A 16,221-nucleotide genomic window follows, 5' to 3' on the forward strand; every position below is an offset into this window, starting at 1 on the left:
GTAGGGGCTGAGCGAAGTCGAAGTCCCGTATCGAAGCATCGCGCGCAATCCTTCGATACGCCGCTTCGACTGGCTCAGCGGCTACTCAGGACGAACGGTGTGGATGAAGGGCTGACGCCCCTTAAAGACAGGTGGGAGCCATCGGGGCCGTCGGTCATTGCAGCACGCATGACCGACGGCCCTTTTCTTATTCCCGTGCTGGGCGACCAGCTCGACCCCGACATCGCCGCGCTGCGCCACGCTGATAAAGCGCGCAGCGTCGTGCTGATGATGGAGGTGGCCGACGAAACCACTTATGTCCGCCATCATAAGGCGAAGATTGCCTTCATCCTGTCGGCCATGCGCCATCATGCCGATCGGCTGCGCGCACTGGGCTGGACGGTCGATTATGTGACGCTGGATGACCCGGCCAATAGCGGCAGCTTCACCGGTGAAGTCGCCCGTGCCATCGACCGGCACAAGCCCGCCGCCATCCATGTGACCGAAGCCGGGGAATGGCGCGTCCGGGCGATGCTCGATAGCTGGGCGCTACGCTTCGGGCTGCCCGTCACCATTCATGAGGATGAACGCTTCCTCTGTACCCATGCCGCATTCGATAGCTGGGCCGCCGCGCGCAAGCAGTTGCGGATGGAATTTTTCTATCGTGACATGCGGCGCAAGACCGGCCTGCTGCTGACCGAGGATGGCCAGCCCGAAGGCGGCCAGTGGAATTACGACGCCGACAATCGCAAGCCGCCACCAGCCCGCGACCTGCTGATGCCCCGCCCCATCCGCTTCCTGCCCGATGCGATCACGCAGGATGTGCTGGCAATGGTCGCTGTGCGCTTTGCCGACCATATCGGCAGCCTCGACCATTTCCAGTTCGCGGTGATGCATGAGGAAGCGATGCGCCAGCAGCGCCATTTCCTCGATGAAGCGCTACCCCGCTTCGGCGATTATCAGGACGCGATGCTGACCGGCGAACCCTTCCTGTGGCACTCGATCCTCTCGCCCTATATCAACGCCGGGCTGCTCGATCCGCTGGCGCTGTGCCGCGCCGTCGAGGAACGCTATCGCGCGGGCAAGGTGCCGCTCAACGCCGCCGAAGGCTTCATCCGCCAGATTATCGGCTGGCGCGAATATGTGTGCGGTATCTACTGGCATGAGGGACCGGACTATGCGCAGCGCAATGCGCTGGGGGCGACCCGCGCCCTGCCCGGCTTCTATTGGACCGGGGACACGGACATGCATTGCCTGTCCCAGGCGATCGGCCAGACGATCGACCATGCCTATGCCCATCATATCCAGCGGCTGATGATCACCGGCAATTTCGCCCTGCTCGCCGGTGTCGATCCGCATCAGGTGCATGTCTGGTATCTGGAAGTCTATGCCGACGCCTATGAATGGGTCGAGCTGCCCAACACGCTCGGCATGAGCCAGTTCGCCGATGGCGGCCTGCTCGGTTCCAAACCCTATGCGTCGAGCGGCGCCTATATCAACCGCATGTCCAACTATTGCGGATCATGCCGCTATGATGTGAAGCAGCGCGTCGGCCAAGATGCCTGCCCCTTCAACGCGCTCTATTGGGATTTTATCGCCCGCAACCAGCGCAAGCTGGCGTCCAATCCCCGCATGGCCCTGCCCTATCGCAACTGGGACAAGATGCCGGAAGATGACCGTACCGCCATCCGGGAACAGGCGGCACGGTTCCTCGACTCAATGGACTAGCTCGCACCACACAGCGTCAACATCCGCCCGGCCAGTTCCCGCTCGCCCATGACGATATACCGCACGCCCAGCGTTTCGAGATGCGCGACTTCCGCATCCGAATGGGCGCGGGCGATCACCTCCAACTTGGGGTTGAGGTGGCGGGCATGTTCGTGGATCGCCCCGCCCTCAAACCCTTCGGGCACCGCGATCAGCAGGTGATGGGCCTCGGTAATCCCGGCGCTGCGCAGCGCCTTGTCCTCCAGCGCATTGCCGCGCACGACGGATAGCCCGGCCTCCTGTGCTTCTTCGACCTTCTCGGCATCATCCTCGATCACCGTGAAGGGCATCTGCCGCTCGGTCAGCCGATCGGCGATCAGCTTGCCGACCCGGCCATAGCCGACCAGGATGATATGCCCGATCGCGGGCCGCGCGGCCGCGACGCGCGCGGCCTCCGCCACGACTTCCTCCTGCTTGCGGCCGCGCACGGCCAGCGAGAAGAGGATGGGGTTGAGGAAGATCGACACGATCGCGCCCGCCAGGATCAGGTCGCGCGCATCGGCCGGAAGCACGCCAAGCCCTGTCCCAAGCGTCGCAAGGATGAAGGAAAATTCCCCGATCTGCGCCAGGCTGACCGCGATGGTCATCGCCGTGTCGCCCGGCTTGCCGAACAGGCGGACGATGGCATAGGCGGCGATCGACTTGCCCACGATGATGATCGCGACCGTCGCCAGCAATGGCAAAGGCTGTTCCCACAGCACAGCCGGATTGAACAACATGCCGACCGACACGAAGAACAGCACCGCAAACGCATCGCGCAGCGGCAGCGTCTCTTCGGTCGCTCGCCTGCTGAGCGGCGTTTCGCCCAAGATCATGCCCGCGAAGAAGGCACCCAGCGCGAAGGATACGTCGAACGCATAAGCCGCGCCGAACGCGACACCCAATGCGATCGCCAGAACCGCCAGCCGGAACAGCTCACGCGATCCGGTATGCACGACCCAATGCAGCGTCCAGGGAATGACCCGCCGCCCCACGATCATCATCAGCGCGACGAAGCCCGCCACCTTGAGCAGCGTGCCCACCAGCGGCGCGATCAGCGCGCCCGCCCCGGCCCCGGCCCCAGAGTCCGCGTCGCTTATGACGGCGGCAAGCGCCGGCAGCAGGACGAGCGCCAGCACCATCACCAGATCTTCGACGATCAGCCAGCCGACCGCGATCCGCCCGCGCCGCGTTTCGACCAGGTCAGCCCCTTGCAAGGCCCGCAGCAGCACCACCGTACTGGCGACCGACAGGGCAAGGCCAAAGACGATGCCGCCCATCAGAGGCCATCCCATGAGGGTGGACAGCCCCATGCCAAGGCCGGTCGCCACCGCAATCTGCACCAAAGCACCCGGAACGGCGATATGTTTGACCGACATCAGATCCTTGAACGAGAAATGCAGCCCCACGCCGAACATCAGCAGGATGACGCCGATTTCGGCGAGTTCATTGGCAAGGCCGCTATCCGCGACGAAACCGGGCGTGAAAGGGCCTACCATGATCCCGGCGACGAGATAGCCCACAAGGGGCGACATACGGAGCCTGTGGGCGATCGCGCCCATGATGAAGGCGACGACGAGGCCGGCGACGATGGTGCCGATCAGGGGCGTGTGATGGGGCATGCAAGCCTTTCGATGCGAATCATTCTATATCAGAAAGTCAAAGGATGGAGCAGGACCGCCAGCAGCAGGGCGGCCGCAGCCAGACCTGTCATGATAGCGGGCATGAACCACCAGGGCGGACGGCGACGCTTGCCGCCGGGCTCAGGCTTATCGGACATCTTCATGGTCCTCCTTTCGACGACGCCCGTCGAAACGGGCCATTCAAATCGTCAGAAGGCGGCAGGCGGGCCGCGCGCCCGGTGGGCGCTGGACAAGTAGAGTGAAGTCGCAGCAACCTGGTGCCATGAAAAGACAATTCGCTCGCGGCCTACGAAGACGATGAACGCCAGCGTAGCGAGAACGCAGAACAGAAGCACAGGCGGCGCGTCATCGCCATCCATGCGCGCGGCCTGCGCGACCTGTGGCGGCGTCGGTGCGCGCGCCTTGATCACCACATCGGTCGTTGCAGGGTTGAAGGCGGAGCCGGTCGGGCGACTGAGCGGCGGGCCGATGGGGGCCAGCGCAGAGAGGAGCGTCACCACGATCAGCATCCACAAGGCGACGGATAGGCTATAGCGGCTAAGCTGCCGATCGCCCTTTCCTGTCTCGCCTGTTATATGCCGCATCGCTCGCTTCGGTCCTTTCGCGGACAAGATAGGGCCTGTGCGAACCGAAAACCACCCCGGTTCCGCGCCGCCATCGGTTGACACCCGCGAGTCATTCCACTAACGGGCCACATTCCCGCGCGGGTCGGCAAGGCGTCATGTCTTTGGTGATTTGCGTAAAGCAGATTTGAACGAGAAGAGACAAGCCATGTTCGCTATCGTGCGCACAGGCGGCAAGCAGTATCGCGTCGCCGCCGGAGACAAGATCGTCGTCGAAAAGATGGCCGGTGAAGCCGGTGACAAGATTACGCTGGACGACGTCCTGCTGGCCGGTGAAGGCGGCGACCTCAAGGATGTGGCCGGTCTGACCGTCGCAGCCGAGATCATCGCGCAGGCGAAGGGCGAAAAGGTCATCGTCTTCAAGAAACGTCGCCGCCACAATTATCGCCGCAAGAACGGCCATCGTCAGCGCCACACGATCCTGCGCATCGTCGCAATCGGTGCCGAGGACAAGAAGGCCGCCAAGGCCGAGGCAAAGACCCAAGACGCAGCCCCGGCTGCTGCCGAAGCCTGATCGCTTCGCGCCTGATATTCTAGGAGTTTAGACAATGGCACATAAGAAAGCTGGCGGTTCGTCGCGCAACGGTCGTGATTCGGAATCGAAGCGCCTTGGCGTCAAGAAGTTCGGCGGTCAGGAAGTGATCGGCGGCAACATTATTATTCGTCAGCGCGGCACGCGCGTCTATCCCGGCCGTAATGTCGGCATGGGCAAGGACCACACGCTGTTCGCGCTGGGTGAAGGCCGCGTGGTATTCCACGCTGGCAAGCTCGGCCGCAAATATGTGTCGGTCGACGCGATGGCCGAAGCGGCAGAATAACGGACGACGAATGACGGGTCGTCCTTTTGAGGGGCGATCCTTTCGTGACGCGAACCTTTAGGTTCAAGTGACGATGTTCGAGGGATAAAGGGGCGCTCCTTCCATCAGAGGGGCGCCCTTTTTCCGTTGGGCGAAACCTCCTCTTAAATTCCCTCAACCCACTGGAACTCCACGCCTTCTCACGCGTCATGCAGGCGGGGAACATGCCAGACATCGACCGTCGTCAAGCCGTCATCATTGGCGGCTATGGGCACGCCCAAGAGGAGAGAGAAGAATGTTCGCCCGCACCCCCCGCCTGCTGCTGCGTCCAGGCTGGATGGAAGACGCGCCCGCGCTGGCTGATGCGATCAGTGATCCTGCCATCCTGCGCAACCTGACCCACGCGCCCGCTCCCTATGCTCTGGACGATGCGCAGGCCTTCCTGTCATTGCCCCATGATTCGCGCCTGCCGCGCCTGCTCGCCTTCACCCGCACGCGCGGCGCACCACGCCTGGTCGGCGGGTGCGATATTCATCTGGACGAGCATGGTACGCCGGAACTGGGCTATTGGATCGCGCGGCCCTATTGGGGACTTGGCTTTGCGACCGAAGCCGCCCGCGCCGTACTCAGCATGGCGCGCGCCCACGGCGTCCACGGCATCCGCGCGGCGCATTTCCTCGACAATCCCGCTTCGGGCAATGTCCTGCGCAAGATCGGCTTCCGCTTCACCGACCGGGTCGAGCAACGCTACAGCCTCGCCCGCCGGACGATGGTCGATTCGCTGCTGTTCGAAAAAGGCGAAACCCACGGCATGCACCCGGACCCAGCCATGGATCTCTATCGCGACGCCACGCAGGCGATGGCGGCCTGACAATGCGGGCGGGGGGAGGTTTTCCCCGCCCGTCATGCCGAGTGCGGCCGGTCGAACACCCGCGTCGGCATGTCACCTAGAAACGTATCGGCCAGCGCCACGAAACCCAGTTTCTCTGCGACCCTGATCGACGCGCCATGGTCCGGCGCGATGATGCAGCGAAGCGTAGGCGCATCGAGATGGGCGTCGGCCCAGCGCACCACCGCATCCATCGCTTCGCTGGCCACGCCCCTGCCCCACGCCTGCGGCTCCAGCACCCAGCCTGCCTCCGGCACGCCCTCCAATTCGGGCAGGCCGCGCTCGGCGCTCAGCAGCCCGCTCTCGCCCAGAAACGCGCCTGTCGCCCGATCCTCGATCACCCACATGCCATAACCCAGCAGCGACCACATGCCGGCATAGCGGAGCAGGCGAAACCACACCGTCTGAGCGTCCAGCGGCACGCCACCGACATGGCGCACGACCTGCGCGTCCGCCCACAGGGCGCGGCACGCCGCATAATCGGCGATGCCGTGCGGGCGTAGGATCAGGCGGTCGGTGTGGAGCGTGGGCGCATCGGTCATCGCCTGATAAGATCGCGCCCCACCCCGCCCGTCAAGCCGCGGACGGCAGCGGCCCGGTCATCCGCGCATCCGCGCATCCGCATAGTCGCTGTCCACCAGCGCGATCAGGGCCCGGTCATCGACCGACCAGGGATGAAAGCCCGGCTTGAAATAGCTGAGCCACGGCCCCGCCACCCGGCGCAAGATGCCCGGCCGCACCAGCGCATAGCGCAACAACCCGCCCCAGGCGCGCACGCCCGTCACGCCATCCTGCCGCAACAGGTCCATCATCCCGCGCGCGCGATGATGCAGGAAATGTTTGGTGGCGATCAGCATCATCAGCGACCGCAGCCGCCAGCGCGCAAAGCCGCTCCATTCCCGCGTCGCATGGACCCATGTGTCATGCGCCACGCCCTTATGCTCGATCTCCTCGACCGCATGCCAGCGCCACAGCGCCGCAATCTCCGGGTCCGCGCCGTCGAGCAGGCGCGGGTCGCGCAACAGTTCATGCGCCAGGATCGCGGTGAAATGCTCCAGCGCCATGGTCGCCGCCAGGCTGACGATCGGCGGACGCCGCTTGCCAGGTCCAGCACCCGCACCACATCGGCGTCGAGCCGCGACAGTTCATAGCCATGATCGGCCACCTGCCGGTTGAAGGCCAGATGTTCGCGGCTATGCACCACCTCCTGCTTGATGAAGGCCGCAATCTCGCCCGCCAGCCGGTCCGGCGCGCCATCGCGAAAGGCGCGGACACTCTCGATGAAATAGGCTTCGCCGCGCGGAAAGGTCACGGATAGGGCGTTGAAGAAAGCCGTGGCGATCGGATCGCCATTCAGCCAATGTCGGGCCGCAGCGCGGTCCCGGCCGAAACGGCGGTCGCGCGGCGTGATAGTGAGGTCGGTCGGGGTCATCTCGCACTCCTTACTTACATTGATGTAAATAAGAGTTACTGACACCTATGTCAATAAAACGTGTCCGCCTCAGCCCGGATGAAAGCCGCCTCGCCGCGCTGGAGGCCGCGCGCATCCTGCTGATCGAAGCTGGCCCCCAGGCCGTGACCCTGAAAGCCGTTGCCGCACAGATCGGCCGCACCCACGCCAATCTGCTCCACCATTTCGGATCGGCCGCTGGCCTGCACAAAGCGCTCGCCGCTTATCTTGGCGACACCATCACCGCCACCATCGGCGAGGCAGTAGACGCGGCCCGGCGCGGCAAGGTCAGCCCGCGCACCATCGTCGACATGACCTTCGACGCCTTCGACCGCGAAGGCGCAGGCGCGCTGGCCAGCTGGATGCTGGCGCTCGGCAATGAAGACGCGCTCGACCCGGTGGTGGAGGCGATCCACCGGCTGGTCGACAAGCTGACCGCCACCGCGCTGACCCCGCATCTCGCCGACCTCATCCGCGACAATACCCTGATGCTCGTGCTTCTGGCGCTGGGTGATTCGCAAATGGGTGGGCCGATGGCGGGTGCGCTGGGGCTTCCCCGTGAAAAGGCGCGCGAAATGGCCACGCGCAGCCTCACCTTTGCCCTGATGCAGGAGGCCGCGACGCTTGCCGCGCAGGCCGAGGTTTAACTTTTCGCGCGATGGCGCTATGGGCCGCCCATGCATTTTCTCGATCAAGCCAAAATCTTCATCAAATCCGGCTGGGGCGGCCCCGGCGCGGTCAGTTTCCGACGCGAAAAATATGAGGAATATGGCGGCCCCGACGGCGGCAACGGCGGCAAGGGTGGCGACATTATTTTCGAAGCGGTTCAGGGCCTCAACACCCTGATCGATTTTCGTTACACCCAGCACTTTAAGGCGCAGCGCGGCACGCCCGGCATGGGCAAGAATCGCTATGGCGCGGGCGGCAAGGATCTGATCATCCAGGTGCCGGTCGGCACCCAGATCCTGTCCGATCCCAAGCCGATCGAAGGCAGCGAAGACGAAGACGGCATCCCCGATTATGAGGATCAGGACATCCTCGCCGATTTCACCGAAGTCGGGCAGCGCGTCACTTTCCTGCGCGGCGGCGATGGCGGCCGTGGCAACATGTCCTACAAGACCAGCACCAACCGCGCCCCGCGTCAGCATGGCACGGGCTGGCCAGGCCAGGAAATGTGGGTGTGGCTGCGGCTCAAACTGCTGGCCGATGTCGGACTGGTGGGCATGCCCAATGCGGGCAAATCGACCCTGATCAACCAGGTGACCAATACTAAGGCGAAGGTCGGCGCCTATGCCTTCACCACCACCAAGCCGCAATTGGGCGTGGTGCTGCACAAGGATCGCGAATTCGTGCTGGCCGACATTCCCGGCCTGATCGCGGGTGCGGCCGAAGGCGTCGGCATTGGCGATCGGTTCCTGGGCCATATCGAACGCTGCCGCGTCTTGCTCCACCTGATCGACGCCACGGTCGATGATCCGGTCGAAGCGTTCCAGATCGTCAGCGACGAACTCGCTGCCTATGGCGAGGGGCTGGACGAAAAGCCGCAGATCGTCGCGCTTAACAAGGGTGACCTGTTGGGGCCGGAACTGATGGAAGACATTGCCGAGCAACTGCGCGATCAGGTCGGCGTGGAGGATGTGTTCATCATCTCCGGCGCGACCGGCGATGGCGTGGGCAAATTGCTCGACGCCATCCTGCCGATCCTGGGCGAAGCCCGCGCCGCCGCGCGGCAGGAGGCACAGGACGACGAAGACGGGACATGGTCGCCGCTATAAGCGACCTGCATGACACCCGTTCGCTTCGAGCGAAGTCGAGAAGCGGGTGCATGGCGGTTCTCGACTTCGCTCGAACCGAACGGACCATTTGCCAGTGACTCCCTCCCTCTCCGGCTTCCCCCCCGCCCTGATCCGCCGCCTGGTTATCAAGATCGGCTCGGCCCTGCTCGTCGATCCGGCGGGTAATGTGCGGATCGACTGGTTGCGCACGCTGGTCGCCGATGTCGCGGCGCGGACGCAGGCGGGGCAACAGATCATCATCGTGTCGTCCGGCGCGATCGCGCTGGGCGCGCGCCGCCTCAAATTGCCCAAGGGCGGGCGCGGCAGCCTGGAGGACGCGCAGGCTGCGGCTGCCACCGGGCAGATCGCCCTGTCGCAATGCTGGGCGAGCCTGCTCGACGAGCGCGGCATCACGGCCGCGCAAATGCTGGTGACGCTCGACGACCTCGAAAATCGCCGCCGCTATTTGAACGCCTCGGCAACGCTCGAACGGCTGATGGCCTTGCATGTCGTGCCGGTGGTCAATGAGAATGACAGCGTCGCCACCGCCGAAATCCGCTTTGGCGATAATGACCGGCTGGCGGCGCGTATCGGACAGGCGGCACGGGCTGACGCGGTTGTGCTGCTTTCCGATGTCGATGGGCTTTACACCGCCAACCCGCACGTCGATGCGAGCGCGATGTTGATCGAAACAATAGACCGCATCGACGCGCGAATCGCGGCCATGGCGACAAGCGGCTCCGCCTCCGGCATGGGATCAGGCGGCATGACGTCCAAGATCGAGGCCGCCCGCATCGCCACCGGCGCGGGCGCGCATCTCGCCATTATCTCCGGCAAGGTCGATGCGCCGCTGTCGCGCTGGACCCAGGGCGGCAAGGGCTCGATCTTCCTGGCGGCCCAAGGCAAAGGCGCACGCAAGGGCTGGCTCGCCGGCCGCCTCACCGTGCGCGGCCGCATCATCGTGGACGCGGGCGCGGAAACCGCGCTGTCGAAGGGCAACAGCCTGCTCCCCGCCGGTGTCGCCGGTGTCGAAGGCGTCTTTGCGCGCGGCGATGTGATCGATATCGTGGCGCAGGATGGCCGGGTGATTGCGCGCGGGCTGATCGAATATGATAGCGATGCGGCTGCCAAGATTGCGGGCCGCCGAAGCGAGGATATCGCCGCGCTGCTGGGCGAAATGCCGCGATCGGTGCTGGTCCACCGCGACCATATGGCGATGGTCTGACACCCATGTCCCTCCGCATTGCCATGACCGGCGCGACGGGTTTCGTCGGCGCTGAAACATTGGATCAGGCGCTGAGCGTCGGCCACCATGTTACCGCGCTGACCCGCCGGGCGCAGCCGCCCCGCGCGCGCCTCAAATGGGTGCCGGGCTCGCTCGACCAGGCGGCAGGCCTCGATACGCTGGTGCGCGACGCCGATGTCGTGATCCATATTGCAGGCGTGGTGAACGCACCCGATCGCGACAGCTTCGAAATGGGCAATGCGCGCGGCACGATGGCGGTGGTGGACGCCATGCGCAAACGCGGCGTCCGGCGGCTGATCCACATCTCCTCGCTCGCCGCGCGCGAGCCGGGCCTGTCCGATTATGGCTGGTCGAAGGATCTGGCCGAACGCCATGTGAGGGCCAGCGGCCTCGACTGGACCATCGTCCGTCCGCCCGCCATCTACGGCCCCAATGATCGCGAAATGCTCGAACTCTTCCGCATGGCCAAACGCGGCATCATGCTGCTGCCACCGGGCGGACGGCTGTCGGTGATCCATGTTGCCGATCTCGCCCAGCTATTGCTGGCGCTGGCCGACGATCGCGACCTCAGCCTTGCCCAGACCTACGAGCCGGATGACGGCACGCCTACCGGCTGGGACCATAAGGATTTCGGTGCCGCCATCGGTCGCGCGGTGGGCCGGTCGGTGCGGATCTTGGCGACTCCGGCCTGGCTGCTCGGCGTCGCCGCGCGCACGGATCGCCTGTTTCGCGGCAATGGGGCCAAGCTGACCCCCGACCGTGTCGATTATTTCTGTCACCCCGACTGGGTCGCCGCAGCTGACGCGCATGTTCCCAAGCAGCTATGGATGCCGCAAATCCCGACCAAAGAGGGATTGAAGGCGACGGCGCAGGCCTATCGCACCAAGGGCTGGCTCTAGGCGGCGCACATCGCCTCATTCCGTTCGGTTCGAGCGTGTCGAGAACGATGTTGTTCTCGACACGCTCGAACCGAACGGAATTTATGTGTTTTCAGCTGGCTTCTTCGCCCGCTGCTCCGCCAGAAATTCGCTGACCGCCTGCCCGCTGGCATTGAGCAGCGGGAAGGTCCGCGCATCCGATAGCCAGTCGGGACGCCGCGCGCCGCTGCCATACATGGTGTCGTAGACCAGACTGAACGCCAGGAAGGCCAGCGTCGCGCCGATCAGTCCCTTGACCGCGCCAAAGCCCCCGCCCAGCACCCGGTCGACCGGCCCCAGCACGGATTGCCGGGTGCGGCGGCCGATCGCATGGGCCACCATCTTGCCGACGCCGAAGGTGACGCCGAATACCAGCACCAGCGCTAATATGGCTGCGCCACTCGCCGTGCCGACAAAGGGTGTCAGCAGATCGGCCACAGAGGCATGGAACAGCCGGATGCAGAAGATCGCCAGCACCCACGCCATCAGCGACAGGGTTTCCAGCACGAACCCGCGCAGCAGGCCCAATATGGCGCTGCCACCAATCGCGAGCAGGACGATGATATCGACGGCGTTCATCGCCCGCGTGGCTATCCCCTGCCCAGCATCTGGTCAACCAGTTGCGCAAGCGTGCGAAAGCCGCTGACCGCTATCCCCTTCACCCCGTCGGTCGCCGACGCCGGGATGAAAGCGCGGTTGAACCCCAGCTTCGCCGCCTCGCGCAGCCGCAGCGGCGCATGCGCCACGGGGCGGATCTCGCTCGACAGCGCGATCTCGCCGAACAGCACGACGTCGGAGGGCAAGGGCTTTTCCGACAGCGCCGACACCAGGGCCGCTGCCACCGCCAGGTCCGCCGCCGGGTCCGACAGCCGATATCCGCCCGCGACGTTCAGATAAACTTCGCAGGTCGAGAAACTGAGACCACAGCGCGCCTCCAGCACCGCCAGCACCATCGCCAGTCGCCCATTATCCCATCCGACCACTGCGCGGCGCGGCGTCGCGCCGCTCGACAGCCGCACCACCAGCGCCTGGATCTCCACCAGAACCGGCCGCGTTCCTTCCAGTGCGGGGAACACCGTCGCGCCCGTCACCGTCTCGTCGCGATGCGTCAGGAACAACGCCGACGGGTTGGCGACTTCCTCCAGACCTTCGGACACCATCGCAAACACGCCGATTTCGTCAGTGCCGCCAAAGCGATTCTTGATCGCGCGCAGGATGCGATATTGGTGGCTGCGCTCGCCTTCGAACGCCAGCACCGTATCGACCATATGCTCCAGCACGCGCGGCCCGGCGATGCTGCCATCCTTGGTTACATGCCCGACCAAGATCAGCGCGGTGCCCCGCTGCTTGGCGAATTTGATCAATTCCTGCGACGAGGCGCGTACCTGGCTGACCGTCCCCGGCGCGCCTTCGATCAGGTCGCTGTGCATCGTCTGGATCGAATCGATCACCAGCAAGGCGGGCGGCTCGCCCTGGCTCAGCGTCGTCAAAATGTCGCGCACCGACGTCGCGCTCGCCAGCATCACCGGCGCATTGCCCAGCCCTAGCCGCTGCGCGCGCAAACGCACTTGGTCGGCCGCTTCCTCGCCGCTGATATAGGCCACCGACAGCCCGCGCGCCGCGACCCGCGCCGCCGCCTGCAGCAATAAGGTTGATTTGCCGATGCCCGGATCGCCGCCGATCAGCGTTGCCGATCCCGCCACGATGCCCCCGCCCAGCGCCCGGTCGAACTCGGCAATGCCGGTGCTGGTGCGCGGCGGCAATTCGACCTGCGTATCCAGCCCGACGAGCGTGATCGCCCGCCCGCCCGTGTGCAGGTCATGCCGCGCGGAAAAGGCGGTCTGTGGCGCTTCTTCGACGATGCTGTTCCATTCGCCGCAATCCTCGCACTGCCCCTGCCACCGGGCCGCGACGGTGCCGCATTGCTGACAGACGAATTTGCGCTTTGTCTTGGCCATGGCCCGGATATGCCGTCGAGGCGCGAACATTGCAAGAACATCCGTTCGCCACTGGAAACATGCCTGCGCCTTGGGCATTGGTGCGCCATGAAGACATTGCGCGTTGCCAGCTATAATATCCACAAGGCCGTCGGCACCGACCGCCGTCGTATGCCGGAGCGGGTGCTGGAGGTGCTGGGCGAGATCGACGCCGACATCGTCGCCTTGCAGGAGGCCGACATGCGCTTCGGCGTCCGCTCCGCCGCCATTCCACCCCGACTGCTTGATAGCCATAGCGACTATAAGCCCGTGCCGCTCGATGTGCAGGCCGATTCGATGGGCTGGCATGGCAATGCCATCCTCGTGCGCAAGACGGCGCAGATCAGCGCGCACGACGTCCTCCACATCCCCTATCTGGAACCGCGCGGCGCAACCATGGCGCAAGTCACCATGGACGGCACCACGGTCCGGGTGTTCGGCATGCATCTCGACCTGTCGGGCCTGTGGCGCAGGCGGCAGGCGGCAGCCGTCATCAACGCCGCGGCGCAGGGCGAGGCCATGCCCACCATCTTGATGGGCGACCTCAACGAATGGAGTGCGGGTCGCGGCTGCCTCGCCGACTTTGCCCGCCATTACAGCTTCGCGCCGTGCGGACGCAGCTTCCATGCCCGTGCGCCTGTTGCCCAGCTCGACCGGATCATGCATTGCGATCGCCTGACCCTGGTCGAGTGCGGCGTCCATATGAGCGCGGCGGCGCGCAAAGCGTCCGACCATCTGCCGATCTGGGCCGAATTCCGCCTTTGATCGGCCCCTCGACAATATCCTCTCCCTCTGCGATCCATGCAGCATGAAGGAGCGGGAACTCAGGCTAGCGCTGGTCTGCTATGGCGGCATCAGCCTGGCGATCTACATGCATGGCATCACCAAGGAAGTGTGGCGGCTCGCCCGCGCCAGCCGCGCTTTTCACGACGGCGCGCCTGCCTCCACCGGCAGCGAAGCCATCTATCGGCAGATGTTGGAAGAGATAGAGGCCAAGGCCAGCATCCGCCTGCGCGTCATGCCCGACATCATCGCGGGGGCCAGCGCGGGGGGCATCAACGGTATCTTCCTTGCTCAGGCGATCGAGACCGGCCAGTCGCTCGATCCGCTGACCGACATGTGGCTCGACAATGCCGATGTCGATCGGCTGCTTGACCCCGACGCCCGCCCCGCCCGCGCGCTCACCAAATTCTGGGCCACCCCGCTCGTTTGGATGGCCGCCCGCCGCCCCGGCGACGCGATCGAACGCACCGTCGCCCCCGACACGCGCGAGGAAGTGCGCCACAAACTCTCCCGCTTCATCCGCTCGCGCTGGTTCGAACCGCCCTTTGGCGGGGAGATTTTCTCTGGAATGCTGATGGATGCCTTCGACGCGATGGCGGCGGCGGAGCGCGGCCCGCCTTTGCTCCCGGCCGGGCATCCGCTCGACCTGTTCGTCACAGTCACCGATTTCGAGGGCCATCCGCAAAGCCTCAACCTCAACAGCCCGCCCCAGGTGATCGAGACCGAACATCGCCTGTCGATCGGCTTTCGCGCGCGCGGCCGGGCACCCAATGGCGACCCGCGGGCCTTCGCCGATGCCGCCGAGCTGGTCTTCGCCGCGCGGGCCACCGCCAGCTTTCCCGGTGCCTTCCCGCCCTTCACCGTGCGCGAACTCGACCGGGTGCTCAAACGCCGCCATCGCGCCTGGCCGACGCGCGACGCCTTCCTCCACCGCGCCTTGCCCCGCCATGCAGCGCGCGGGACGGCGGAGGACGCCGTGCTGATCGACGGATCGGTGCTGGCCAACGCCCCCTTCGCCCAGGCGATCGGCGCGCTGCGCAACCGCCCCTCCCGCCGGGAAGTCGATCGCCGCTTCGTCTATATCGATCCCAAGCCCGGTCACCGCTCGATCCGGCTCAACCGCCATGGCGACGCGGAAGATACGCCGACCGGTGCTGACGCCCCCCTGCCCGGCTTTTTCCGCACCATTTTCGGCGCGCTGTCCGACATTCCGCGCGAACAGCCGATTCGCGACAATCTGGAAGTGATCGACCGCCATTCGGCGCATATCCGCCGTATGCGCCGCATTCTCGACACGCTGCGTCCCGGCATGGAGGCGGAGGTCGAAAGCGCGATCGGGCGCATGCTCTTCCTCGATCGCCCCACGCCCGCCCGCCTCTCCGCCTGGCGCGCCAAGGCGCAACAGCGCGCCGCCGGATCGGCGGGCTTCGCCTTCCCCGCCTATGGCCATCTCAAATTGTCGGGTATCGTCGAGGCGCTTTCGACCCTGTTGTTCCGCCTGTCGGGCGAAGACAGCGCAATGATGCGCGAAACCTATCGCCGGGCGATCTGGGCGCAGGTGCGCGCGAACGGGGCGGACCAATTGACCGACCATGGCGGTTCCGCCTCCGCCCCGGTCACCTTCTTTCGCACCCACGACCTTGCCTTCCGCATCCGCCGCCTCCGCTTCCTCGCGCGGCGTCTCGCCGAAACGCTGGAGCGCGAGAGCGCGGTGGAAGCGGTCGAGGTGCAGGCCATGCACGACGCCATCTACGCCGCCCTCGCCCTTTATGCCGAATGCGAGGACGCCGATTTCCACGGCCCCGCCGTCATCGCCGCCGCGCGCCAGGTGTCGACCGACGCCGCCGCTGCGCTGGAGGCCGTAGCGCAGGCCCGCAACCTTCAGGCCCGCGATGATTCGGCCGACGCACTGCTCGCCGAAGCCTTCGCCGCGCTCCCCAAGGCAGCACGGCGCACCATGTTGCTCGCCTATCTCGGCTTTCCCTTCACCGATATCGCCACCTTACCGTTGCTCCAGGGTGACACTCTGGACGAATATGATCCGGTCAAGGTCGATCGGATTTCGCCCGAGGACTGTTCCGCCATCCGCGCAGGCGGCGCGCAGGCGACGCTGAAAGGCATAGAATTCAACAATTTCGGCGCTTTTTTCAGCCGCGCCTATCGGGAGAATGACTATCTCTGGGGTCGCCTCCACGGGGTCGAGCGGCTGCTGGACATCGTGAATTCGGCCATACCCACCGCAAGCCGCCTTTCGCCCGACAGGGTCCACGCCTATAGGCGATCTGCGTTTCTGGCGATCCTGGACGAGGAAGAATCGCGCTTGCCGCATGTCGCGGAATTGATCGCCAGCTTGCTGGAGGAAATCGGGTGAGCAGGCCTGTTGTGCTGGTGCCGATT

General features: G+C 65.3%; 16 protein-coding genes and 1 pseudogene. 10 read left to right on the top strand and 7 right to left on the bottom strand.

The genetic code is table 11. The features are described from left to right. The first annotated feature begins 168 nt into the window (after positions 1-168). The gene (locus tag ACZ2HM_RS08370; RefSeq protein ID WP_470426745.1) at positions 169-1,707 is read left to right on the top strand and encodes a cryptochrome/photolyase family protein; all 1,539 of its coding nucleotides are present in this window, start codon (positions 169-171) and stop codon (positions 1,705-1,707) included. Here the strand turns inward: ACZ2HM_RS08370 and ybaL are convergent. The 3 genes from ybaL to ACZ2HM_RS08385 are packed head-to-tail and all read right to left on the bottom strand — an operon-like array spanning position 1,704 to position 3,952. Further along, positions 1,704-3,347, bottom strand: a complete 1,644-nt coding sequence (gene ybaL, locus ACZ2HM_RS08375; RefSeq protein WP_037472322.1) for a YbaL family putative K(+) efflux transporter — start codon at positions 3,345-3,347, stop codon at positions 1,704-1,706. The two genes, ACZ2HM_RS08370 and ybaL, sit on opposite strands and share 4 nt — an antisense overlap. A 29-nt stretch (positions 3,348-3,376) precedes the next feature. Continuing rightward, the gene (locus ACZ2HM_RS08380; RefSeq protein ID WP_255245714.1) at positions 3,377-3,505 is read right to left on the bottom strand and encodes a hypothetical protein; all 129 of its coding nucleotides are present in this window, start codon (positions 3,503-3,505) and stop codon (positions 3,377-3,379) included. A gap of 51 nt (positions 3,506-3,556) precedes the next feature. Further along, positions 3,557-3,952 (bottom strand): hypothetical protein, encoded by a 396-nt coding sequence (locus ACZ2HM_RS08385; protein WP_037472319.1) that lies wholly within the window; start codon positions 3,950-3,952, stop codon positions 3,557-3,559. A 187-nt stretch (positions 3,953-4,139) separates the two neighbouring features. Between ACZ2HM_RS08385 and rplU the strand changes: the two genes are divergently transcribed. The 3 genes from rplU (at position 4,140) to ACZ2HM_RS08400 (ending at position 5,659) form a co-directional block, all read left to right on the top strand. Then, entirely contained in the window at positions 4,140-4,505 is a 366-nt protein-coding gene (rplU, locus tag ACZ2HM_RS08390) for a 50S ribosomal protein L21 (RefSeq protein ID WP_037472318.1), read from the top strand. Positions 4,506-4,539: 34 nt separating this feature from the next. After that, positions 4,540-4,809 (top strand): 50S ribosomal protein L27, encoded by a 270-nt coding sequence (gene rpmA / locus ACZ2HM_RS08395; protein ID WP_037472317.1) that lies wholly within the window; start codon positions 4,540-4,542, stop codon positions 4,807-4,809. A gap of 274 nt (positions 4,810-5,083) precedes the next feature. Further along, positions 5,084-5,659, top strand: coding sequence for a GNAT family N-acetyltransferase (locus ACZ2HM_RS08400; protein ID WP_037472316.1), 576 nt, complete (start codon positions 5,084-5,086; stop codon positions 5,657-5,659). Between the two features lie 32 nt (positions 5,660-5,691). On the opposite strand, the gene ACZ2HM_RS08405 is transcribed toward ACZ2HM_RS08400, so the two are convergent. Together ACZ2HM_RS08405 and ACZ2HM_RS08410 are read right to left on the bottom strand one after the other, a co-directional pair. Next, a complete protein-coding gene (locus tag ACZ2HM_RS08405) occupies positions 5,692-6,219 on the bottom strand; it encodes a GNAT family N-acetyltransferase (RefSeq protein ID WP_470426746.1) in 528 nt (175 codons plus the stop codon). A 57-nt stretch (positions 6,220-6,276) separates the two neighbouring features. Then, positions 6,277-7,109 (bottom strand): annotated as a pseudogene (locus tag ACZ2HM_RS08410) (metal-dependent hydrolase). Positions 7,110-7,156: 47 nt separating this feature from the next. On the opposite strand from ACZ2HM_RS08410, the gene ACZ2HM_RS08415 reads away from it, so the two are divergent. From ACZ2HM_RS08415 to ACZ2HM_RS08430, 4 genes are all read left to right on the top strand, one after another. Further along, complete coding sequence (locus tag ACZ2HM_RS08415) at positions 7,157-7,774, top strand: TetR/AcrR family transcriptional regulator (RefSeq protein WP_052027499.1); 618 nt, start codon at positions 7,157-7,159, stop codon at positions 7,772-7,774. A gap of 30 nt (positions 7,775-7,804) precedes the next feature. Next, complete coding sequence (obgE, locus tag ACZ2HM_RS08420; RefSeq protein WP_037472313.1) at positions 7,805-8,902, top strand: GTPase ObgE; 1,098 nt, start codon at positions 7,805-7,807, stop codon at positions 8,900-8,902. Positions 8,903-8,996: 94 nt separating this feature from the next. Next, positions 8,997-10,127, top strand: a complete 1,131-nt coding sequence (gene proB / locus ACZ2HM_RS08425) for a glutamate 5-kinase (RefSeq protein WP_470426747.1) — start codon at positions 8,997-8,999, stop codon at positions 10,125-10,127. 5 nt (positions 10,128-10,132) lie between these two features. Next, positions 10,133-11,047 (top strand): SDR family oxidoreductase, encoded by a 915-nt coding sequence (locus tag ACZ2HM_RS08430; RefSeq protein ID WP_470426748.1) that lies wholly within the window; start codon positions 10,133-10,135, stop codon positions 11,045-11,047. A gap of 81 nt (positions 11,048-11,128) precedes the next feature. On the opposite strand, the gene ACZ2HM_RS08435 is transcribed toward ACZ2HM_RS08430, so the two are convergent. Beyond that, entirely contained in the window at positions 11,129-11,644 is a 516-nt protein-coding gene (locus ACZ2HM_RS08435) for a CvpA family protein (protein WP_470426749.1), read from the bottom strand. Positions 11,645-11,655: 11 nt separating this feature from the next. After that, a complete protein-coding gene (gene radA, locus ACZ2HM_RS08440) occupies positions 11,656-13,023 on the bottom strand; it encodes a DNA repair protein RadA (protein ID WP_037472307.1) in 1,368 nt (455 codons plus the stop codon). A gap of 87 nt (positions 13,024-13,110) precedes the next feature. Between radA and ACZ2HM_RS08445 the strand changes: the two genes are divergently transcribed. Next, positions 13,111-13,806: an endonuclease/exonuclease/phosphatase family protein gene (locus ACZ2HM_RS08445; protein WP_052027498.1), complete on the top strand. Its 696-nt coding sequence runs from the start codon at positions 13,111-13,113 to the stop codon at positions 13,804-13,806. A 43-nt stretch (positions 13,807-13,849) separates the two neighbouring features. Next, positions 13,850-16,195, top strand: coding sequence for a patatin-like protein (locus ACZ2HM_RS08450; RefSeq protein WP_470426750.1), 2,346 nt, complete (start codon positions 13,850-13,852; stop codon positions 16,193-16,195). Positions 16,196-16,221: the final 26 nt, after the last annotated feature.

It is taken from the genome of Sphingobium sp. KKT206 (assembly GCF_055640555.1).